This window comes from Curtobacterium aurantiacum (genome assembly GCF_018598555.1).
Classification (GTDB): domain Bacteria; phylum Actinomycetota; class Actinomycetes; order Actinomycetales; family Microbacteriaceae; genus Curtobacterium; species Curtobacterium aurantiacum.
This window is the reverse complement of record NZ_JAHEWN010000009.1, coordinates 42,480-63,507: the sequence shown is the minus strand read 5'-3', so window position 1 is coordinate 63,507 and position 21,028 is coordinate 42,480. Positions and strand designations below refer to the sequence as shown.

Genomic DNA, 21,028 nt, shown 5'->3' with positions numbered 1-21,028 from the left:
GTACCCTTGTCGCGTGCACGAGACAGCGATCGACCTGATGCCGGGGTTCTCCCTCGGCGGGACCGTCCCCCGGTTCACCCTGCGGTCCGCGACGGCGACGAGTGTCGTCCTCGTCGTGGCGAGCGGGGCGGACCAGGCGACCACCCACCCGCTCGAGCGCGTGCCGGACACGGACGTCTGGACCGCCGAGGTTCCCGGGGTCCGACCGGGCGACCGGTACCACCTGCTCGTCGACGGTCCGGTGGGGCCGCGCCACGGGTTCGACCCGACCCGGCCGCTGCTCGACCCGTACGCGCGCGGCATCCTGCCGACGGGCAACGACGAAGCGGCAGGACCTCGCTGGACCAGCGTGGTCGTCGACGACGCGTTCGACTGGGGCGGCGTCGTCAAGCCGCAGGTGCCGCTCGACCGCGCCGTGGTCTACGAGGCGAACGTCCGCACCCTGACGGCCGCGAACCCGCACCTGCCGGAGCACCTCCGCGGCACCTACGCGGGGGTCGCGCACGAGAGCACGATCGCGCACCTGCACCGCATCGGGGTCACGACGCTCGAGCTGCTGCCCGTGCAGGCGTTCGACACCGAGCGGTGGCTCCGCGACGCCGGCCGCGAGAACGCCTGGGGCTACAACACGCTCGGGTTCTTCGCCCCGCACGCCGCCCACGCCTCGGCCCCGGCCCAGCAGGAGGGCGCCGACGCCGTCCTGCGCGAGTTCAAGGGCATGGTCCGGCTGCTGCACGAGGCCGGCATCCAGGTCGTCCTCGACGTCGTCTACAACCACACCGCGGAAGAAGGGCTGGGCGGTCCGACGACGAGCCTGCGCGGCATCGACGGCGCGAACCGGTACCGCTGGGCGCGCTCCGCGTCGCCGTACCGGGACTCCTACTACGACACCACCGGGTGCGGGAACACCCTCGACACCTCGGTCGAGGCGACCGCCGACCTCATCGTCGACAGCCTGGTGTACTGGGCGCGCGAGGTGCGGGTCGACGGGTTCCGCTTCGACCTGATGGCCGCCCTGGCCCGCGACGGCGAGCACCGGTTCGACCCGACGCACCCGCTGCTCGAGCGGATCCGGAGCCACCCCGACCTGCAGGACACCCTGGTGATCGCCGAGCCGTGGGACGTCGGCCCCGACGGCTGGAAGACCGGGTCCTTCGGCGCGGCCGGGGACCGCACGAGCGAGTGGAACGACGGCTTCCGGAACACCGTCCGGCAGTTCTGGCTCACCGACATCGCCGAGGAGCGCCGAACCGGCCTGCCGCAGACCGGCATCGGCCGGTTGGCTGAGGCCTTGACGGGGTCGAGGAGCGTCTTCGGTGCCGACCGTGGCCCGCTGGCCAGCGTGAACTTCGTCACCGCGCACGACGGCTTCACCCTGCTCGACCTGGTGTCGTACGACGGCAAGCACAACGAGGCGAACGGCGAGGACAACCGCGACGGCTCGAACGACAACCGATCCTTCAACCACGGCATCGAGGGCGACACCGCCGATCGCGGGGTTCGCGCCGCACGCGGTCGCTCGATGCGCAACCTGGTGGCGACGCTGATGCTGTCCGCCGGGGTGCCGATGCTCACCGCCGGCGACGAGCGGAGCCGCACCCAGCACGGCAACAACAACGCGTACGTGGTGTCCGAGGACCTGACCCCGGTGGACTGGTCGGACGACGAGGACGCCGAGACCATGACCGAGGCCGTCGCCGCGCTGGCCCGGTTCCGGCAGGCGCACCCGGCACTCCGCCCCACGCGCTTCGGCGTCGAGGGGCAGGAGACCCCCGGTGCCTCGCGGATGTCCTGGTACGGGCCGGACGGGCAGGCGATGACGATCGAGGGCTGGGACCAGCCGGTCCACCGCGCCCTGCAGTACTTCGTCGAGTCGACGCCGGAGCACGAGCCCTTCGACCGTGTCCTGGTCGTCGTGCACGGCAGCGGACGCACCCGCGACCTCACCCTGCCGGTGCGCGAGGACGTCCTCGGCTACCGCCTGGCCTGGTCGAGCGAGAAGCACCGCGACCACGAGCGCCTCCGTCCCGCCGGCCAGGTCTTCACCGCCTACGGCCCCGGCATCCACCTGTTCGAGGTGGCGTAGCGCGCGCAGGCGGGTGCGGCCGCTCGACGCGACCGACAGGCGGACGGGAGGCCCGTGGCCCCCCCCCGCCACGGGCCTCCCGTCCGCCGTCCGGCGCGCCCGGGCGTGCTCGTCGCGACACGCGACCCGGGAACACTCCCCGTCCTTCCGGGTAGCGTCGCCTCCGTGGCCACCGCAGACCGACCCCGCCGCCCGAAGATCGGGCGCATCCCGATCACCGAGCTCGCCCCGAGGACGCCGAACGGCTTCCCCGGCAAGGCATTCGACGGCGAGGTGATCACGTTCGGTGCAACCGTCTTCCGAGAAGGACACGGCATCATCGGCGCCGACCTCGTCCTCGAACGCCCAGACGGTGGAACCCGCACCGTCCCCATGACCCTCGGTGCCCCCGGCACCGACCGCTACGAAGCCACGGTGCAGGTCGACCACGTCGGCGTCTGGACGTGGCACGTCGAGTCGTACTCCGACGACTGGGCGAGCTGGCTCCACGGCGCACGCCTGAAGATCGCAGCCGGCGTCGACACCGAGGCGACGCTCCTCGACGGTGCCGTGCTGCTCGACCGGCTGGCCGAGGAGACCGGCTCCCCGGCCGCCACCCGCGCAGCCGCGCGCGTCCGCGACACCGACCTCGACCCGGCGGAGCGCCTGGCCGCCGTCGACGACCCGCGCATCGTCGCCGAGGTCGAGGACGCCCCGCTCACCTCGCTCCGCACCCACTCAGCCACCCAACTGCTCGACGTCGAACGCACCCGCGCCGGCGTCGGCGCCTGGTACGAGTTCTTCCCCCGCTCCGAAGGCGCGAAGAAGAACCCGGACGGCTCGTGGAAGAGCGGCGACTTCCGCACCGCGGCCCGCCGCCTGCCCGCCGTCGCGCGGATGGGCTTCGACGTCATCTACCTGCCGCCGATCCACCCCATCGGCACCACCGCCCGCAAGGGGCCGAACAACACGCTCACCCCCGGACCGAACGACCCCGGCAGCCCCTGGGCGATCGGCTCCCCCGAGGGCGGCCACGACGCGATCCACCCGGACCTCGGCACCGAGGACGACTTCCGCGACTTCGTCGAGACGGCGAAGAACACCGGCATGGAAGTGGCGCTCGACTTCGCGCTGCAGTGCTCCCCCGACCACCCATGGGTCACCCAGCACCCGGAGTGGTTCACGCAGCGCGCCGACGGCTCGATCGCGACTGCCGAGAACCCGCCGAAGCGCTACCAGGACATCTACCCGATCCAGTTCGACACCGACCCCGAGGGCCTGGTCACCGAGGTCGAGCGTGTCCTGCGCCACTGGATCGCCTTCGGCATCCGCATCTTCCGCGTGGACAACCCGCACACCAAGCCGCTGTGGTTCTGGGAGCGGGTCATCCGAGAGATCCGCGACGAGCACCCCGACACCGTGTTCCTCGCCGAGGCGTTCACCCGCCCGGCGATGATGCGCGCGCTCGCCGAGGCCGGGTTCCAGCAGTCGTACTCGTACTTCACCTGGCGGAACACGAAGGAGGAGATCGAGGACTACTTCACCGAGCTCTCCCACGAGACGAGCGACTACCTGCGCCCGAACCTCTTCGTGAACACCCCCGACATCCTCACCGAGTACCTGCAGTTCGGCGGCCGCGCCGGCTACAAGGTGCGTGCGGCGCTCGCCGCCACCGGTGCGCCGACGTGGGGCATGTACGCCGGGTACGAGCTCTTCGAGGACGTCGCCCGCCCGGGCTCCGAGGAGAACATCGACAACGAGAAGTACGAGTACAAGCCGCGTGACTTCGCCCTGGCCGAGGCCGAGGGCGCATCCCTCGCCCCGTACGTCACGATGCTCAACCGGTTCCGCGCCGCGCACCCCGCGCTCCGGCAGCTGCGGAACCTGCACGTGCACGCCGCCGACGACCCGGCGATCGTCGTCTACTCGAAGCACCTGCCGGCGGAGTTCATCCGCTCGGGTCGCGCCGACACCGTGATCGTGGTCGTCAACGTCGATCCGCACTCCGCCCGTGAGGCCACCGTGCACCTGGACCTCGCCGTACTCGGTCTGCCGACCGAGGGCCTGTTCGACGTCCGTGACGTCGTGACCGGTCAGCGCTGGACCTGGGGCGCGTCGAACTACGTCCGCCTGGACGCGTTCCAGGAGCCCGTGCACCTGCTCGTCGTGGAAGGACCCCACCGATGACCACCGACCCGACCGACCCCACGAAGCGCGGACCGGCCGTCCCGCCGGTACCGCCTCCGCCGCCGGCCGTGCCGCGGTACGAGCCGAAGGTCTCCGCCCCGGACGAAGACCTTCCAGGCGCCCCGCCGACCGAGCGCGAGGCACCCGACCGCGGCGTGGCGGAGTCCGCCACGCTCGCGGGGCACCCCGCCGACCCGACGCATCCGCGGCAGCCGTCCGTCGCGGCCGCCGCCCCGTCGGACACCCCGAAGCCCCCGACGTCCGGGGCCACCCCCGTCGTCCGGCCCGCCTCCGTCGACGCCCCGGACGCCCCCACGGCTGCTGCCGCGGCTCCGGCGTCCACCGCGGAGCCGGTCCCGGCCGCGGCTCACGCCGGTGCGCCCACGGACCCGCGTCCGGTACCGATCGAGGACTGGCTGCGTCTGCAGGTCGCCGAGGGCCGCTGGTCCCAGCCGCACGACGTGCTCGGCCCGCACCCGGTCGACGGCGGCACCAGCGTGCGCGTCGTCCGGCACCTGGCCCGCGCGGTTCGGGTCGTGCGCCCCGACGGCGACGACATCGAGCTCACGCACGAGGGCGACGGGCTCTGGGCCGGCGCCACGACCGGTTCGCTCGGTCGCTACCGCGTCGAGTCGGAGTACGACTACGACGAGTCCTCGGACGAGGACGACGCCACCTGGACCACCGACGACGCGTACCGGTTCGCCCCGACGCTCGGCGAGCTCGACCTGCACCTGTTCGGCGAGGGCCGTGACGAGCAGCTCTGGCACCACCTCGGCGCACACGCACGCACCGTCGACGGGGTCGACGGGGTCGCGTTCGCCGTCTGGGCACCCCGTGCCACCGCCGTCCGCGTGATCGGCGACTTCGAGGGCTGGGAAGGCCGCACCACCGCGATGCGCCGCCTGAGCGACCTGGGCGTCTGGGAGCTGTTCTGGCCCGGCGCCGTCGTCGGCCAGCGTTACAAGTTCCAGATCCTCACCGACTCCGGCTGGGTGGAGCGGGCCGACCCGTTCGCCCGCGAAGCCGAGATCGCACCGGCGACGGCATCGGTCGTCACCGAGTCCACGTACACGTGGTCCGAGGGCGACGCCGCGTGGATGGAGCGCCGCGCCCAGACCACCACGCACGACGCCCCGATGAGCGTCTACGAGGTGCACCTCGGCTCGTGGCGCCCCGGCCTGTCGTACCGCGAGGTCGCCGACCAGCTCATCGGCCACATGGAGTACACCGGCTTCACCCACGTGGAGTTCCTGCCGCTCGCCGAGCACCCGTTCGGCGGCTCGTGGGGGTACCAGGTCACCGGGTACTACGCGCCGACCGCACGCTTCGGCTCCCCCGACGACCTGCGCTACCTGATCGACCGCCTGCACTCCGCGGGCATCGGCGTGATCATGGACTGGGTCCCCGGGCACTTCCCAAAGGACGAGTGGGCCCTCGGCCGCTTCGACGGCTACGCGCTGTTCGAGCACCCGGACCCGCGCCGCGGCGAGCAGCTCGACTGGGGCACCTACGTGTTCGACTTCGGGCAGCCGCAGGTGCGGAACTTCCTGGTCGCGAACGCGCTGTACTGGTTCGAGGAGTTCCACATCGACGGCCTCCGGGTCGACGCGGTGGCCTCGATGCTCTACCTCGACTACTCCCGCACGGACTGGCTGCCGAACATCCACGGCGGCCGCGAGAACCTCGACGCGATCGCGTTCCTGCAGGAGACCAACGCGACGGCGTACAAGCGCTACCCCGGCATCGTGATGATCGCCGAGGAGAGCACCTCGTGGCCGGGCGTGACCCAGCCGACGAGTGCCGGCGGGCTCGGGTTCGGGCAGAAGTGGAACATGGGCTGGATGCACGACTCGCTCGAGTACGTGCAGCGTGACCCGGCGTTCCGCAGCTACCACCACGACGAGATCACGTTCTCGTTCGTCTACGCGTTCAGCGAGCAGTTCACCCTGCCGATCAGCCACGACGAGGTCGTGCACGGCAAGGGATCGCTGTACGGCAAGATGCCCGGCGACGAGTGGCAGAAGCTCGCGAACGTGCGCGCCTACCTGGCGTTCATGTGGGCGCACCCCGGCAAGCAGCTGCTGTTCATGGGCCAGGAGTTCGCGCAGCCCTCGGAGTGGTCCGAGGTGAAGGGGCTCGACTGGTGGCTCCTCGACCAGCCCGGCCACCGGGGCGTGCAGGACCTCGTCGCGGAGCTCAACCGCGTGTACAAGGACTCCCCCGCGCTCTGGACGCACGACGCGACGGCCGACGGGTTCGAGTGGCTCGAGGGCGGCGACGCACCGCACTCGACCCTCGGGTTCCTGCGGAAGGACGGCGCCGACCGCGTCGCGGTGTTCGTGAACTTCTCCGGCGTGCCGGTGGAGCGTCGTTTCGGGCTGCCGACCGCTGGCGAGTGGCACGAGGTCCTCAACACCGATGCTGCCGAGTACGGCGGCTCCGGAGTCGGCAACCTCGGCGTCGTCACGGCGGAGGACACCCCGTGGGCGGGCCGTCCCGCTTCGGCGCACCTGGTGGTGCCGCCGCTCGGCGCCGTCTGGCTGAAGCTGGCCCCGTAGCCCGACCCGCGTCCCGGACGCGACCGACAGACGGACGGGAGGCCCGGTGCCAGCTGGCACCGGGCCTCCCGTCCGTCCGTCGCCGGGTCCATCGCGATGTTCGGGACGCCGTCGTGTCCGCGAGACGCCGTCGTGTCCTCGAGACGCCCCGGAAACGCCGAGACGCCGCCGAATTCGGCGGCGTCTCGGTGTGACGACGGCGTCTGCAACGCCGCATCGTCTAGTACAGGGCGCTCGCGAGGCGGCGACGCGCCGCGACCACGCGCGGGTCGTCACTGCCGATGAGCTCGAAGTACTCGACGAGCCGGACGCGCAGGGCCTCCCGGTCGTCGCCGAACACCGTCGGCACGAGGTCGAGCAGACGCCCGAAGGCGTCGTCGACGTGCCCGCCCGAGATGTCCAGGTCGGCGACGGCGAGCTGCGCCTGGACGTCCTGCGGGCCGGCGGCCGCAGCCGCACGGATCTCGTCCGCCGTGCGCCCGTTCAGCCGGTCGAGCAGCGACACCTGCGCGAGCCCGGCCACGGCCATCTGGTCGTGCGGGTCCTGCAGGATGGCGGTCTTGTACTCCTCGATCGCGGTGGCGTAGTCGCCCCGCTCGATCGCGTCGTACGCGGCCTGGTGGTGCGGCGGGAGCGGTTCCGGCTCCGGCTCGCCCTGCTCGGCAGCCTCGACCGGGGCAGCCCCGTCGACGGTCACACGGCCGGACACGCCGTTCTGCTCGGCGGCCTGGAGCACCTGCTCGTAGACGTCACGGACCTGCGCCTCCGGCAGTGCCCCGACGAACAGCCCGAGCGGGCGTCCGCCGATCACGGCGGCCACGGTGGGGATCGACTGCGCCTGGAAGGCCTGCACGAGCTGCGGGTTCGTGTCGGCGTCCACCTTGGCGAGCACCACGCGGCCGTCGTACTCCGCGGTGAGCTGCTCGAGGATCGGTGAGAGCTGCTTGCACGGCCCGCACCACTCGGCCCAGATGTCCACGATGACCGGGACGACGTTCGACAGTTCGAGGACGTCCTGGAACGTGGCGTCGGTGACGTCGATCACGAGCGACGGGACCGTCGGGCCGGCACCGTTCGCGGTGCCGACGTCGGAACCGGGCGCGGCTCCGGCGGGACCCGCCGGGGCCGGAGCACCGGACGGCTGGGGCGGCCGCTGTGCGCGGTCGACGAGGGACGACAGGTCCACGGCTCCGCGGAGCCCGGACGGGGTCGGGGGGATGTTGCTCATTGCACCTCACTCGCTGCTGTCAGGCCCTGCGTGAACCCGAGCAGGACCACTTTGCCATCCGAGGCGACCGGCGGCACGTAGAAGAGCAACTGGACGCTGTAGGTCGCGCTGATGCCCTTCTTGCTCGTGTCCACGCCGGACAGCGCCTTCACGGCACCCTCGGTGTTCACCTCGGCGCCCGACGCGGTCGGGGTCACCTTCTCGATCTCGTCCAGGTCGGCGGAGACCAGGGCGCCGGCGTCGTCGGTCGCGATGGCGACGGCGGAGTCGGCGGGGACCTCGGACGAGTACTCGATCTTCGCCGTGTCCGGCAGGGCCTTGGCCTTCTTGTCCTTGTAGGCCTTGCCGATGGTCGTCCGGAGCGCGTCGCCCTCGGTCGCGAACAGGTCGGCGTACTCGCTGGCGGTGTCCTTCGACAGGATGTCGCCGTAGGCGGTCGCGACCTGGTCCGGCTGGATCGTCAGGAGTTTCGACTCCGGCGCGAGCAGCGCGGCGCCGATCGTCGTGGGGGCGAGGCTCGGGATCTTCGCGTCGGCCTCGAGCGAGACGTCGTACGCCACCTTGTAGGGATCGCGGGCGGTGTCCTGCACCAGGGTCAGGGCCTGCGGGGCCGACTTGGCGTCGCAGTCCTCGGCGACGATCGTGAAGACCGTGCGCGGCCAGGTGTCGGTCTGCTGCGGCAGCGCGACGCACACCTGTGCGGCCGAGATCGCCGGCGGCGCCTTGACGTCCGAGTCCTTGCCACGGATCGAGTAGTTGGCCAGGCGGAGGTCGAGTGCCGCTCCGGAGAACCGGGTCCGCGCCAGGTCGCGGTCGCGCGCCCCGTCGGCCTGCTTCGCGACGGCCGCGGTGCGCTGCACGATGCGGGTGATCTGCTGCTTGGTCGCGGCGGTCGGCTCGGTGGTCTCCGCTGCCCCCGTGGCGGTGGCCGTCGGGGTCGGCGTGGCGAGCGAGGGGTCCCCTCCCTGCGGCCAGTAGTCCGAGGAGCAGCCGGCCAGGGTCAGGGCACCGACGAGCAGCACCGGGACGCCGACGAACGCACGCGTGCCGCGACGACCGCGACGCGGCACCTGGGCTCCGGCGGCGGCGGCACGGCGGGAGGCACGCACCCGCGGCGGACGGCTGCCACCGCTGCGACGGCGGGGACCGCGGCCACGGCGCTGGTGCAGGAAGGCGAGGACGAGCAGCACGAGACCTCCGAGGACGAACACGCCGCCGGCCACGAGCAGCGGGCCGACCGCCGGGGTCGCGGTGTCCTGCGGCCAGGTGACGGACACGTCGCTCGGGGCTGCGGCCTGGCCGTCGCTCACGATCAGGACCGAGACGTCCTGGGGCAGGCGGACGGTGAACTGCCCGGCACCGTCGTACTCCTGGTACCAGAGGTCACTGCCCTTCGGCGACGGGACGCTCGTCTCGCTGCCGGAGGTCGACCCGACGAGCGACCCCTTCTCGGCGTCGAAGCGGAGCGTGGTGTGCTCGGCGTCACCGATCCAGGCGTCGACGTCGGCGGTCTTGCCGTACGCCGCGAAGACCTTGCCGGAGCCGGACACGTTGATGCGCTGGTAGCCGGGGTTGGCGTTGAGGGTCGTCCCCGGGATCACCGTCACCGGGGCGGAACTGGTCGTCGAACTCTCGGCCACGAGCGAGGACGGCGGCGCGAACACGGTCCGCTGCCCCACCGCCAGCGCGACGAGCAGCAGGCCGATGACGAAACTGACGATCGCCAGGACGAATCGCACGAACTCTCTCCCTACCGCGCCGGGGTGGGGATGTCGGCGCGCGAATCAGCGACTCAGGATAGCGAGCAACGCTGGACAGCGCATCAATCCGCGCTGTCGCCGGACTCAGACGACCCGCTTCGGCCGCCACTACAATCGACCGCGGGCCGATCCGGGCCCTCCGCCGAGCACCCAGGAGCGACACGTGGCGAACGACGAGGCCGAGTTCGGGACCGAGCTGCGCGGGTACCGCCGCGACGAGGTGGAGCGTTCGCTGAACGACCTGCGCCGCGAGCTCATCAAGTCGAACAACGACCGCGCCGACGCCGCGAAGGAGATCCGTCTCCTGCAGGCCCGTGTGTCCGAGCTGCAGGGCGAGCTCGACGAAGCCGGCACCCCCACCTACAGCGGTCTGGGCACCCGCCTCGAATCCACCCTGCGCGTCGCCGAGGAGCAGTCGACCCGGCTCATCAGCCAGGCGGACATCGACGCCCAGCGTCTCCGCGCCTCGAGCCGCGCCGAGGCCGAGCGCACCGTCCGCGAAGCGCAGGAAGAAGCGCGGGACACCCTCGAGGACGCCCGCACCCGCGCCAGCAACGAGCTCACCCGCGCCCGTGCCGAAGCGGCCGACACCGTCGAGCGCGCCCGCGCCGAGGCCGGGCTGCTCGCCCAGGACGCCCGCAACGAGGCCGCCGCCGTGCGCGGTGCCGCCGTGACCGAGGCCGCCGAGGTCCGCTCCGTCGCCATCCGCGAGACCAACGCGCTCCGCGCCCAGGTGGAGCACGAGGTCGCCGAACTGCGCGAGATCGCCCAGCGCGAGTCGGCCGACGCCCGCACCGCGGCCGCCGAGCTCGACCGCGAGACCGAGCACCGCCGTTCCGTGTTCGAGGCCGACCACGCACGCCGCACCGAGGACCTCGACCGCGAGGAGACGACGCGACGCCAGGCCCTCGAGCGCGAGGTCACCGAGGGCCGTGCCGCCTGGCACCGAGAGCGTGACGAGGAGCAGCAGGCACACGCGCTGGCCCTCGAGACCGGTCGCGCCGAGCTCGAGTCCGAGGTCACCCGCCGTCGCGCCGAGCTCGACAGCGAGATCGCCGACCGCCGCCGGGAGCTCGACGAGGAACTCGCCGCCGCCCGCGCCGGCTGGGACCGCGAACTCGCCGCGGCCCGCACCGCCCTCGCGCAGGAGATCGAGGCCGCCCAGGCGCAGCTCCGGGTCGACGAGGAGCAGACGCGCGTCGAGAACGCACGTCTGGTGCAGGAGACCGCCGACCGGATCGCCCGCGAGCTCGAGGAGCACGACGCCCGGATCGCGCAGGAGCGTGCCGAGGCCGACGCCGCAGCCGAGCGGGCCGTCCGCGAGCACGAGAACGCCATCGCGGCCCGCCGGGAGCGCGAGCACGCCGAGGTCGACGCCGAGATCGCCGACCGCCGCACCGCCGAGCTCGGGGTGCTCGAAGCCGAGCGCACCGCCCTCGAGCAGGAGATCGCCACCGCCCGCGCCGGTCTGGCCAAGGAGCGCGACGAGGTCCGTGCCGAGATCGCCCGTGAGCGCGATGAGGCCCGCACCACGCTCGAGTCGGAGCTCGCGTCACGTCGTGACGACGCCGAACAGGACTACCTGCAGAAGCACCACGAGACCGTGACCGAGACGCAGAAGTACCTGGACGAGGCGAACCTGCAGCTCGCCGAGGCCACGCGCCGCGCGACCGAGGCCCGTGAGCGCGCCGAGCGCCTGCAGCAGGAGGCCGACGACCTCGAGCGCACCAGCACCGCCGAGGCGCAGGAGCACGCGCGCACCATCGTCGCCGACGCGCAGGACCGGGTGCACCGGATGGTCGCCGACGCCGAGGAGCGCACGGCCGGCATCATCGCCGAGGCCGAGGACCGCCTGGCGGCGATCCGGACCGAGCGCGAAGCCGTCGCCGGCTACCTCGAGAACCTTCGCGGCGTCCTCACGAACGCCACGGGCCTGCTGGGCACGGCACCCACCGCAGCCTCCGCTGCGTCCCAGGACGACGACGTGGACGTGACCGACCGCTGACGGTCGACGGCCTGGAGGCGCACCCCGCGCCTCCAGACCGGCTCACCTGACCGGCGCGGCGGGCTGCTGGGCGTACCCCGACCGTTCCTCAGACCGGCCAGTGGGTGGGCAGCGGCGCGCTGCCCGGCACGACGAGGTCGGCGATCGCGTCGAGGACGATCCGCACGTACCGCTCCCCCACCCACAGGTGCTTCGCACCCGCGACGGGCACCACCCGGACGTTCGGGGCGAGCGCGAACCGCCTCGCCGCCGCGTCCGGCTGCAGGAAGTCGTCGTGCTCCGGGACGAGCGCCACGACCGGGACGTCGACGGCTGCCCAGCGCGCGAGTTCTTCGTCGGACGTGCGGTGCAGCGGCGGGGACAACAGGACGACCCCGGCGACCGTGCCGGCCTCGACGTGCTCGAGCGCGTGCTTGAGGATCACCTCGGTCCCGAACGACCAGCCGACCAGCCAGGGTGTCGGCAGACCGCGGTCGACCACCTCGGCGACGGCTGCACGGAGGTCGAACCCCTCGGACACCCCCTCGCCGAAGACACCCTCGGACGTGCCGCGCGGTGACGTCACCGAACGGAAGTTGAACCGCAGGACCGCGATGTCCGCGAGCGCCGGCAACCGTGCGGCCGCCTTCTTGAGCACGTGTGAGTCCATGAACCCGTGCGCGGTGGGCAGCGGGTGGAGCGTGACGATCGCGCCGCGGGACGGGAGATCGGCGGGCTCGGCGAGTTCGCCGACGAGGGTCAGGTGGTCGTCCGTGACGAGCTCGACGTCGGTGCGACGGGCGGGGAGTTCCGTGGCCGACCGGATCTCCGCGTCGGGCGTGGCGTCGTGCTCGGTCATGCGATGCTCCAGCAGTGGTTGTGCCAGTGCCGCCGCGACGCCAGGTCAGCGGCGTCGCCCAGGACCCCGTCGGCACGCCACACCACGACGTGCGCGGTGCCCGGCAGGACCGTGCCGCCACAGCCCGGGCAGATGTACTCCTTCTGCGCGGACGCGGCGGAGATCGGCTGCACCTGGTACTCGCGTCCCCTGCGGTGCTCGGTGCGCTTCCACGAACCCATCAGCCGGTCGAGGGTGGTCTCCTCGTCAGGCTCGACGTCGCGACCGCGGGGACGCCGCGGTCGGTTGCTGCGCGGCACCCGAGCAGCCGATCAGTACCAGTTGTTGGCCTGGCTGTGACCCCACGCACCACAGGGGGTGCCGTAGACGCCGGCGATGTAGTTGAGGCCCCACGTGATCTGCGTCGCGGGGTTCGTCTGCCAGTCGGCGCCGGCCGTGGCCATCTTGCTGCCCGGGAGTGCCTGCGGGATGCCGTAGGCACCGCTCGGGTTGTACGCGTTGACGCGCCAGCCGGACTCCTTGTTCCACAGCGAGACGAGGCAGTTGTACTGGTCGGTGCCCCAGCCGCGGGCGGTGACCTGCTCCAGGGCGATCGCCTGCGCACTGCCCGGGTCGGGGGTCGCAGCGACGGCAGCGAGGGTGTTGGCGGCCGAGACCGGCTCGGTCTCGGCAGCTGCTGCGTCGGCGGTGTCGTCGGTGGCCTCGGCGTCGGCCTCGTCGGCTTCTTCGACGACGGGCTTCACGACCTTCGGGGCCGGCACCGTGACGTCGTAGCCGTCACGGTCGGCGGCGACCTCGCCGTAGGTGCCGTGCGCGGTGTACTGCTGCGGCGCCGGCGACTTCACGAGGACCGGGGTGTCGACGGCGGCCTGGGCGACGTCGGCCTGCAGCGGGTTGAACAGCGAGGCGCCTGCGAACAGGAACACGCCGACGAAGGACATCATCGGGGCCGTCGCGCGCTTGCGGGCGACGGTGTTCACCGAGGAGACGCGGGCGGGCTGGGCGAGCGTCGCCGTCGCGCGGCGCTGGACCGTCGCGGTGCGCTGCTTCGCCGTGTGCTGGACCGCCTCGTCGAGGGCGTCGTGGGCGAAGGACGCCACGCGCTCGTCGGACACGCGGTTGGCGGCCACCGACTTCGGCGTCGCGACCGGGCCCGTCATCGCCGACGTGGCCGGTGGGGTCACCCCGAGAGCCGACGTGTCCGTCGATCGGGTTCGCTGCATTGCCGCGCGGCGCTCACCGGAAGCCTGGAGGCCGAGGTGCTCGCGGGAATCGCGGTCGGAGCTTGAGTCTGCCGTGTGCCTGCCCATGAGTAGGACCAGGGTAACGGAACGATCACGGAAAGCGAAGCACCTGGGGACAGCGCGTCGTCATCGGACCGCGAGCATGACCTCCACGACGGCGTCGAGCAGCGCGTCGACCTGGGCTTCGCGGTACCCGCCGTGCTTCGGACGGAAGACGATCGAGCGGACCTCGGTCAGGCTGAGCGGCTTGCCCTCACGGAAGTAGCCGTCGAGCCGGGCCGCGAACGCGTCGACGTCCTTCGGGTGGTAGCCGGTGCCGAGGACGCTGACCCGGCTGAACCGCTGGCCGTCGGGTCGCTCGAGCCGCGCGACGACGTCGGAGGCCTTCGTCCGCGCTTCGGAGTACCAGGCCTTCTTGCCGACCTCGCTCATCTCGCGCTCACGCTCACGGGCGGCGAAGGCGTCCTCGAGCCGCTCCAGGGCGGCGTCGACGTGCGACGTGGAGTACCCGCCCTTGCGCATGGAGAACGCCGTGGCACGGATCTTCGCGGCCTCGATGCCGGGGGCGCTGTCGTCGGCGGAGTACGCGCGCCGGGCGTCCTCGAGGAAACGCTCGACTTCGTCGACGTCGTAACCGAGGGCGGAACGGGCTGCGGTCGGGAAGGTGGTGGCCACGGCGTCATTCTGCCAGTCCCGACCCGTGGCACAACCTGGACGCGCTGAGTGCCGCGTTCAGCCCCGCGTCGGGAAGGGCGGTGTCGCAGGGTCAGTGGTTGACGACGAGGTAGAGCACGTAGGCGACCGCGGCCGACGGCAGGATGCTGTCGATCCGGTCCAGCAGACCACCGTGTCCGGGCAGGAACGACGAGATGTCCTTGATGCCGAGGTCACGCTTGATCATCGACTCGGTCAGGTCACCGAGGGTGGCGGAGCCGGAGATGAGCACCCCGAGCACCACACCGGTCCACCAGGGCAGGCCGAGCATGAGCCAGGCGACCAGGATGCCGACGACGATGCTCGCCGCCACGGACCCGGCGAAGCCCTCCCAGGTCTTCTTCGGGCTGATGCGCGGTGCCATCGGGTGCTTGCCGAAGTTGAGCCCGGTCGCGTACGCACCGGTGTCGACCGCGACCACCACGAGGATGAACCCGATCACCCAGAGCTGGCCGTCCGGCTGCGCGGACAGCAGGACGACGCAGGCGCCGAGCAGGGAGATGTACGCCTGCACGAACAGGCCGTTCGTGAGGTCACGGGCGACGTTGCCCGCCGGCGGCTTCGGCCGCGCGAGGGCGACCTCGACCAGCCGCCAGACGCTGATCAGGACGATGCCACCGAGCAGGGTGAACAGCGCTGCCACCTGGCCCAGCAGGAACGCCGCCGGCACGATCGCGATCGCGACGGCCACGCTCGGGATCCGCGGGACGTCGCGTCCGGCGAACCGCATCGCGCTCGTCAGCTCGTACACCCCCACGCCGAGCAGGAAGGCCGCGACCACCATGAAGGACGGCTTCCAGAGGAGCAGCGTGCCGAGCATGACGACGGCGAACACGAGCGCGATGCCGATCGCCGCCGGCAGGTTGCGCCCGGTCCGTGCCGTCAGCGCTTCGTTGCGCGCGCCGAAGTCGGCCTTCCGCTGGCGGAGCTGCGCCTCGAAGTCGGTGCGGGCCGCTCGAGCGCGCGCATCGAAGTCCTGACGGAGCCCCTTCTTCACGGGCCCGCTCGACGCGGGCCCGTGCTCTGCTGTGGGGCGGTCATCGCCCTGGTCGGAGCGACGCATCAGACCTCGAGGAGTTCGGCTTCCTTCTTCTTCAGCGACTCGTCGATCTGGTCGACGTGCTTCTTCGTCAGGGCCTCGAGGTCCTTGTCGCCGCGCGAGATCTCGTCGTCGGAGATCTCACCCTTGAGTGCGTCGAGGTCGTCCTTGGCCTTGCGGCGGATGTTCCGGACGACGACCTTGTGGTCTTCGCCCTTCGTCCGCACGAGCTTGACGAACTCCTTGCGGCGGTCCTTGGTGAGCTCCGGGATCGTCACGCGGACGATGTCACCGTCGTTCGTCGGGCTGGCGCCGAGGTTCGGGAACGTCGCGATGGCACGCTCGATCTCCTTGAGCGCCGTCTTGTCGTACGGCGTCACGATGAGCGTGCGGGCTTCGGGTGTCTGCAGCGACGCGAGCTGCGCGAGCGGCGTCGGCGTGCCGTAGTACTCGACCGGGATCTTCTGGAAGAGCGCCGCGTTGATGCGGCCGGTGCGGACGGTCGAGAAGTCGTCCTTGGCGACCTCGACAGCCTTCGCCATCTTCTCGGTGGCTTCGGTCAGGACATCACTGATCACGGTGTTACTCCTTCGGTACTGGCGTCGAGTCTAGTCAGCGCCGGGGGTCAGTTGCTGACGACGGTGCCGATGCGCTCGCCACGGATCGCGGCCTGGACGTTGCCCTCGCCCTCCATGCCGAAGACGTGCATCGGCATGCCGTTGTCCATGCAGAGCGAGAACGCGGTGGCGTCGACGACCTTGAGGCCCTTGAGCAGCGCGTCCTGGTAGGTCACGTGGTGCAGCTTCTCGGCGGTGGCGTCCTTCTTCGGGTCGGCGGTGTACACGCCGTCGACGCCGTTCTTGGCGACGAGGACCTCGTCCGCCTTGATCTCGAGCGCACGCTGCGCCGCCACCGTGTCGGTGGAGAAGTACGGCAGTCCGGCACCGGCGCCGAAGATGACGACCCGGCCCTTCTCGAGGTGCCGCTCGGCGCGCCGCGGGATGTACGGCTCCGCGACCTGGGTCATCGCGATCGCGGACTGCACGCGGGTCGCAGCGCCCGCCTGCTCGAGGAAGTCCTGCAGTGCGAGCGCGTTCATCACCGTGCCGAGCATGCCCATGTAGTCGGCGCGTCCGCGGTCCATGCCGCGCTGCGAGAGCTCGGCCCCGCGGAAGAAGTTGCCCCCGCCGACGACGATCGCGATCTCGACCTCGCGCGCGGCGACGGCGATCTCCTTGGCGATGGTGCCGATCACGTCGGGGTTCACCCCGAGGGAGCCGGCGCCGAACGCCTCTCCCGACAGCTTCAGCAGAACGCGGCGTCGTCCGGTCTTCTCGTCGGTCATCTGGTCCGCACCCTTCGTCGTGGTCTCGTGGAAATGTACTCGCGGATGTGTCGCGCGCGTGTCGTGCCGGCGCGCGCGAAAAACGGGGCCAGGAACCGCGTTGGTTCCTGACCCCGTCACGGGTTCGTTACGCGCCGACCTTGACGCGGGCGAAGCCCTGGATCGTGATGCCGGCGTTCTCGGCGGCCTTCGCGACGGAGATCTTGTTGTCCTTCGCGTAGTCCTGGTCGAGGAGCGACACCTGCTTGATGTAGGCGTTCACCCGGCCCTCGACGATCTTCGGGAGGGCGGCCTCGGGCTTGCCCTCTTCGCGCGTGATCGCCTCGACGGTCGCGCGCTCCTTCTCGATGGCGTCGGCCGGGACCTCGTCGCGGGTCAGGTAAGTCGGGTTCGCGAACGCGACGTGCTGCGCGATCGAACGTGCCTCGGCAGCGTTGTCGCCCTCGTACGCGATGACGACGGCGATCTGCGGCGGCAGGTCCTGGCTGGTCTTGTGCAGGTAGATCTCGAAGGCCGAGCCCTCGACACGGCGGACCGTGCGGACCTCGAGCTTCTCGCCCAGCGCGGCAGCGGCCTCGTTGACGACCTCGAGGACGGTCTTGCCGTCCAGCGGTGCGGCGTTGGCAGCAGCGACGTCGGCGGCACCGGCAGCGGCGACCGCACCCAGCACCTTGTCGGCGAGGGTCGTGAACTTCTCGTTCTTCGCGACGAAGTCGGTCTCGCTCGCGAGCTCGACGACCGTGGCGGCGCCGTTCTCGGAGGTGGCGACGACGACGCCCTCGGAGGTGGCACGGTCGTCGCGCTTGGCGACGGCCTTGGCACCCTTGATGCGGAGCAGCTCGACGGCCTTGTCGTAGTCGCCGTCGGCCTCGACGAGCGCGTTCTTCGCGTCCATCATGCCGGCGCCGAGGTCCTCGCGGAGCTTCTTCACGTCAGCAGCGGTGAAGTTTGCCATTGACTGGAGTCCTTTCTGGACTGTACGTGTGTGGAGAGTGGAACTGGGGCGCCGGACCCGGTCGGGTCCGGCGCCCCGGTGGCTCACTCGGCGGGGGTGGTCTCCGCGGCTGCCTCGGCCTCGGCCGTCGGCTCCGCGTTCTTCGCCTCGTCGGCGATCGGCTCGCCGATCTCCTTCGCGGCGACCTGCGCGTCAGCGTCGTTCTCCTCGACCGGAGCGGCGGGCGCCTCCGTCGTGGCGGCGGTCTCGCCACCGAGGAGCTCCTGCTCCCACTCGGCGAGGGGCTCGCTGGCCTCGTCCTCGTCGCCACCGTTGTGGCGGGTCTTCAGGCCCTCGGCCGCGGCGTCGGCGACGATGCGGGTGAGGAGACCGACGGAGCGGATCGCGTCGTCGTTGCCCGGGATCGGGTACGTGATCTCGTCGGGGTCGCAGTTGGTGTCGAGGATGCCGATGATCGGGATACCGAGCTTCTGCGCCTCGTCGACGGCGAGGTGCTCCTTCTTGGTGTCGACGATCCAGAGCGCGCTCGGGGTCCGCGTGAGGTTGCGGATACCACCGAGGGTCTTGTGGAGCTTGTCCAGCTCGCGCTTCTTGATGAGGAGCTCCTTCTTGGTGAAGCCCTTCGTCGTGTCGTCGAAGTCGATCTCCTCGAGCTCCTTCATACGCGCGAGGCGCTTGGAGACCGTCTGGAAGTTCGTGAGCAGACCGCCGAGCCAACGCTGGTTGACGTACGGCTGGCCGACGCGGGTCGCCTGCTCGGCGATGGAGCCCTGGGCCTGCTTCTTGGTGCCCACGAAGAGGATCGTGCCACCGTGCGCGACCGTCTCCTTGACGAAGTCGTACGCGCGGTCGATGAAGGCCAGCGACTGCTGCAGGTCGATGATGTGGATGCCCGAGCGCTCGGCGAGGATGAAGCGCTTCACCTTCGGGTTCCACCGACGGGTCTGGTGTCCGAAGTGGACGCCGCTGTCGAGCAGCTGGCGGATGGTGACGACGGCCATGTGCCGTCCTCCTTCTGTGTTCTCGGCGCGCAGCCGTGCTCTCGCACGTCGCTGCGGACCTGTTGCGGTTGTGTCGATCACGACCGTCGGTCGTGGTCCCTGGTGTCCTGGCACGCGACCGCCCGCTCGTGAGAGCGGGACCGGTGGTCGGGTACCGAGCCGATGAGGGCCTGGTGGACACGCGAAGTCAGCGCGCATCAGCACGCTGCTGGATAGATGCTAACAGAAGGGAGGCCCGGATCACGCGCGCCTCGCGGCTGACGTGATCCGGGCCTCCTGTCCGGTCGGTGGTGCGGATCCGCGCGGATCCGCACGTCCTGATCAGGCCTTGGCGTCCGCCGTGTCGCCGTCGGCGGAGATGCCCATCTCCTCCAGCGAGCGGCCCTTCGTCTCCGGGATCTTCGCGATGACGAAGAAGAGCGACAGCAGCGCGAACAGCGCGTAGATGCCGTAGGTGACGGTGAGGTTGAAGCCGGAGAGGACCGGGAACGAGATCGTCACGATGAAGTTCGCGATCCAGTTGGCGGCCGAACCGATGCCGAGCGCCGTGGCACGGATGCGGTTCGGGAACATCTCGCCGAGCAGCACCCACATGAGCGGACCCCACGTGGCGCCGAAGGACACGACGAAGAGGTTCGCGAAGATCAGCGCGATGACGCCCCAGGAGCCGGGGAGGCTCGGGCTGCCGTCGACGATCGTCGCCTGCGAGAACGCGATGGCCACCATGGTGAGCGAGACGAACATGCCAGCGGAACCGGCGACGAGCAGCGGCTTGCGGCCGACCTTGTCGACCAGGAAGATCGCCACGAAGGTGACGGCGACGTTGACCACCGAGGTGATCGTGGAGATGAGGAACGAGTCCTCCTCCTTGAAGCCGACGGCCTGCCAGAGCGTCGTCGAGTAGTAGAAGATCACGTTGATGCCGACGAACTGCTGCAGCACGGCCAGGATGATGCCCACCCAGACGATCGGCTGGAGCCCGAAGCGGTTGCCCCGGATGGAGCCCTTCTTCTCGTTGGCTTCCTTCTTGATGCCGTCCTGGATCTCCTCCAGGCTCGTGTTCACGGTGTCGCGCGGGACGATCTTGCCCATCACGACGCGCGCGTCGTCAGCACGGCCCTTGGTGAGCAGGTAGCGCGGGGACTCCGGCAGGGTGATCGCCAGGACGCCGTAGACGACCGAGGGGATCACGCCGACCAGGAACATCCAGCGCCAGGCCGCCAGGCCCCACACCTCGGCCGAGGCGCTGCCCGCCGTGACGGCGAAGAGCTGGTCGGACAGGAGCGCGGCGAAGATACCGAGCGTGATCGCCAGCTGCTGGAACGAGGCCAGGCGCCCGCGGATCGCCTTCGGGGAGACCTCGGAGATGTACGCCGGTGCGATGACCGACGCGGTCCCGATGCCGAGCCCGCCGACGAGACGCCAGATCACGAGGTCCCACGTGGCGAACGCGAACGCGGACCCGATCGACGAGACGAAGAACAGCACCGCGGCCCAGAACATGATCCGGGTGCGGCCGTAGCGGTCGGCGAGACGACCGGCGAAGTACGCGCCGAACGCACAGCCGATCAGGGCCGATGCGACGGCGAAACCGCTCGCCGCGTCGGAGAGGTCGAACTCGCCCTTGATCGCGTCGACGGCGCCGTTGATGACGGACGAGTCGAAGCCGAACAGGAAGCCACCGACCGCCGCCGCGATGGCGAACAGGGTGACCTTCCCCTTGAACGCACGGTCTTCGCCGTGCCCGGTGGTCGTGGTGGACACGATGCTCCTGGGTTCTGCCGCCGTGCTCTGGTGCAGCACGGTGCCCCGGCGGTCGGCTGGTTCGCCGTCCGAGCGGCGTTGCGTGGTCCGGAGCGGCCCCGACTGTACTCCTCGGCGGGCGGGTGGTCATAACCGGGGGCGGATCGGGACGGCGCGGGGGCGCGCGGGCTCGCTTGCGCGGCGACGCGGACGACACTGTCGCCGTCGTACGACGTCGGTTCTGTCGCTTCCGTCCTCGGCACGTTCCTCCCCAGGCCGGGAGGCGCGACTCCCCCTCCACGGATCGCCCCGGTCCGCCCCGGGGCCGGGTTCCACTGCCCAG

At 71.1% G+C, this 21,028-nt stretch carries 16 protein-coding genes; 4 read left to right on the top strand and 12 right to left on the bottom strand.

The annotated features are described in order from the left end of the window. Positions 1-13 precede the first annotated feature (13 nt). The 3 genes from KK087_RS09735 to glgB all read left to right on the top strand — a co-directional run bounded on the left by KK087_RS09735 (position 14) and on the right by glgB (position 6,813). Entirely contained in the window at positions 14-2,086 is a 2,073-nt protein-coding gene (locus tag KK087_RS09735; protein ID WP_214564969.1) for a glycogen debranching protein, read from the top strand. A gap of 165 nt (positions 2,087-2,251) precedes the next feature. Beyond that, complete coding sequence (locus KK087_RS09730; RefSeq protein ID WP_214564968.1) at positions 2,252-4,252, top strand: alpha-1,4-glucan--maltose-1-phosphate maltosyltransferase; 2,001 nt, start codon at positions 2,252-2,254, stop codon at positions 4,250-4,252. Next, a complete protein-coding gene (gene glgB, locus KK087_RS09725) occupies positions 4,249-6,813 on the top strand; it encodes a 1,4-alpha-glucan branching protein GlgB (protein WP_214564967.1) in 2,565 nt (854 codons plus the stop codon). Before KK087_RS09730 ends, glgB begins: the two co-directional genes overlap by 4 nt. Positions 6,814-7,033: 220 nt before the next feature. On the opposite strand, the gene KK087_RS09720 is transcribed toward glgB, so the two are convergent. Then, positions 7,034-8,041, bottom strand: a complete 1,008-nt coding sequence (locus tag KK087_RS09720) for a tetratricopeptide repeat protein (protein WP_214564966.1) — start codon at positions 8,039-8,041, stop codon at positions 7,034-7,036. Continuing rightward, the gene (locus KK087_RS09715; protein WP_214528612.1) at positions 8,038-9,780 is read right to left on the bottom strand and encodes a DUF8094 domain-containing protein; all 1,743 of its coding nucleotides are present in this window, start codon (positions 9,778-9,780) and stop codon (positions 8,038-8,040) included. The genes KK087_RS09720 and KK087_RS09715 overlap by 4 nt, the downstream gene beginning before the upstream one ends. 184 nt (positions 9,781-9,964) lie before the next feature. Between KK087_RS09715 and KK087_RS09710 the strand changes: the two genes are divergently transcribed. Beyond that, complete coding sequence (locus tag KK087_RS09710) at positions 9,965-11,806, top strand: coiled-coil domain-containing protein (protein ID WP_214564965.1); 1,842 nt, start codon at positions 9,965-9,967, stop codon at positions 11,804-11,806. A gap of 88 nt (positions 11,807-11,894) precedes the next feature. On the opposite strand, the gene KK087_RS09705 is transcribed toward KK087_RS09710, so the two are convergent. The 10 genes from KK087_RS09705 to KK087_RS09660 all read right to left on the bottom strand — a co-directional run bounded on the left by KK087_RS09705 (position 11,895) and on the right by KK087_RS09660 (position 20,706). After that, a complete protein-coding gene (locus KK087_RS09705) occupies positions 11,895-12,644 on the bottom strand; it encodes an alpha/beta hydrolase (protein ID WP_214564964.1) in 750 nt (249 codons plus the stop codon). Beyond that, positions 12,641-12,943 carry an Rv1322 family protein gene (locus tag KK087_RS09700; protein ID WP_214528615.1) on the bottom strand — a complete coding sequence of 101 codons (303 nt, stop codon included), beginning with the start codon at positions 12,941-12,943 and terminating at the stop codon, positions 12,641-12,643. The genes KK087_RS09705 and KK087_RS09700 overlap by 4 nt, the downstream gene beginning before the upstream one ends. A 12-nt stretch (positions 12,944-12,955) precedes the next feature. Continuing rightward, complete coding sequence (locus tag KK087_RS17395; RefSeq protein WP_307858377.1) at positions 12,956-13,828, bottom strand: aggregation-promoting factor C-terminal-like domain-containing protein; 873 nt, start codon at positions 13,826-13,828, stop codon at positions 12,956-12,958. A gap of 186 nt (positions 13,829-14,014) precedes the next feature. Beyond that, positions 14,015-14,563: a DivIVA domain-containing protein gene (locus tag KK087_RS09690; protein WP_214528616.1), complete on the bottom strand. Its 549-nt coding sequence runs from the start codon at positions 14,561-14,563 to the stop codon at positions 14,015-14,017. A 91-nt stretch (positions 14,564-14,654) separates the two neighbouring features. Then, the gene (locus KK087_RS09685) at positions 14,655-15,665 is read right to left on the bottom strand and encodes a phosphatidate cytidylyltransferase (RefSeq protein ID WP_250892728.1); all 1,011 of its coding nucleotides are present in this window, start codon (positions 15,663-15,665) and stop codon (positions 14,655-14,657) included. Further along, the gene (frr, locus tag KK087_RS09680; RefSeq protein ID WP_027465871.1) at positions 15,665-16,219 is read right to left on the bottom strand and encodes a ribosome recycling factor; all 555 of its coding nucleotides are present in this window, start codon (positions 16,217-16,219) and stop codon (positions 15,665-15,667) included. Before frr ends, KK087_RS09685 begins: the two co-directional genes overlap by 1 nt. Before the next feature lie 47 nt (positions 16,220-16,266). Next, positions 16,267-16,986, bottom strand: a complete 720-nt coding sequence (pyrH, locus tag KK087_RS09675) for a UMP kinase (protein ID WP_110859085.1) — start codon at positions 16,984-16,986, stop codon at positions 16,267-16,269. A gap of 127 nt (positions 16,987-17,113) precedes the next feature. Further along, the gene (gene tsf / locus KK087_RS09670) at positions 17,114-17,941 is read right to left on the bottom strand and encodes a translation elongation factor Ts (protein ID WP_214528617.1); all 828 of its coding nucleotides are present in this window, start codon (positions 17,939-17,941) and stop codon (positions 17,114-17,116) included. 83 nt (positions 17,942-18,024) lie between these two features. Beyond that, a complete protein-coding gene (gene rpsB, locus KK087_RS09665; RefSeq protein WP_027465874.1) occupies positions 18,025-18,942 on the bottom strand; it encodes a 30S ribosomal protein S2 in 918 nt (305 codons plus the stop codon). A gap of 321 nt (positions 18,943-19,263) precedes the next feature. Beyond that, positions 19,264-20,706: a sugar porter family MFS transporter gene (locus KK087_RS09660; protein ID WP_307860030.1), complete on the bottom strand. Its 1,443-nt coding sequence runs from the start codon at positions 20,704-20,706 to the stop codon at positions 19,264-19,266. Between the last annotated feature and the right edge of the window lie 322 nt (positions 20,707-21,028).

Bases quoted from the DNA above. Each gene is read 5' to 3' on its own strand.
- glgB (WP_214564967.1), top strand. From the start codon at position 4,249: ATGACCACCGACCCGACCGACCCCACGAAGCGCGGACCGGCCGTCCCG.
- KK087_RS09720 (WP_214564966.1), bottom strand. From the start codon at position 8,041: ATGAGCAACATCCCCCCGACCCCGTCCGGGCTCCGCGGAGCCGTGGAC.
- KK087_RS09705 (WP_214564964.1), bottom strand. From the start codon at position 12,644: ATGACCGAGCACGACGCCACGCCCGACGCGGAGATCCGGTCGGCCACG.
- KK087_RS09685 (WP_250892728.1), bottom strand. From the start codon at position 15,665: ATGCGTCGCTCCGACCAGGGCGATGACCGCCCCACAGCAGAGCACGGG.
- pyrH (WP_110859085.1), bottom strand. From the start codon at position 16,986: ATGACCGACGAGAAGACCGGACGACGCCGCGTTCTGCTGAAGCTGTCG.
- tsf (WP_214528617.1), bottom strand. From the start codon at position 17,941: ATGGCAAACTTCACCGCTGCTGACGTGAAGAAGCTCCGCGAGGACCTC.
- rpsB (WP_027465874.1), bottom strand. From the start codon at position 18,942: ATGGCCGTCGTCACCATCCGCCAGCTGCTCGACAGCGGCGTCCACTTC.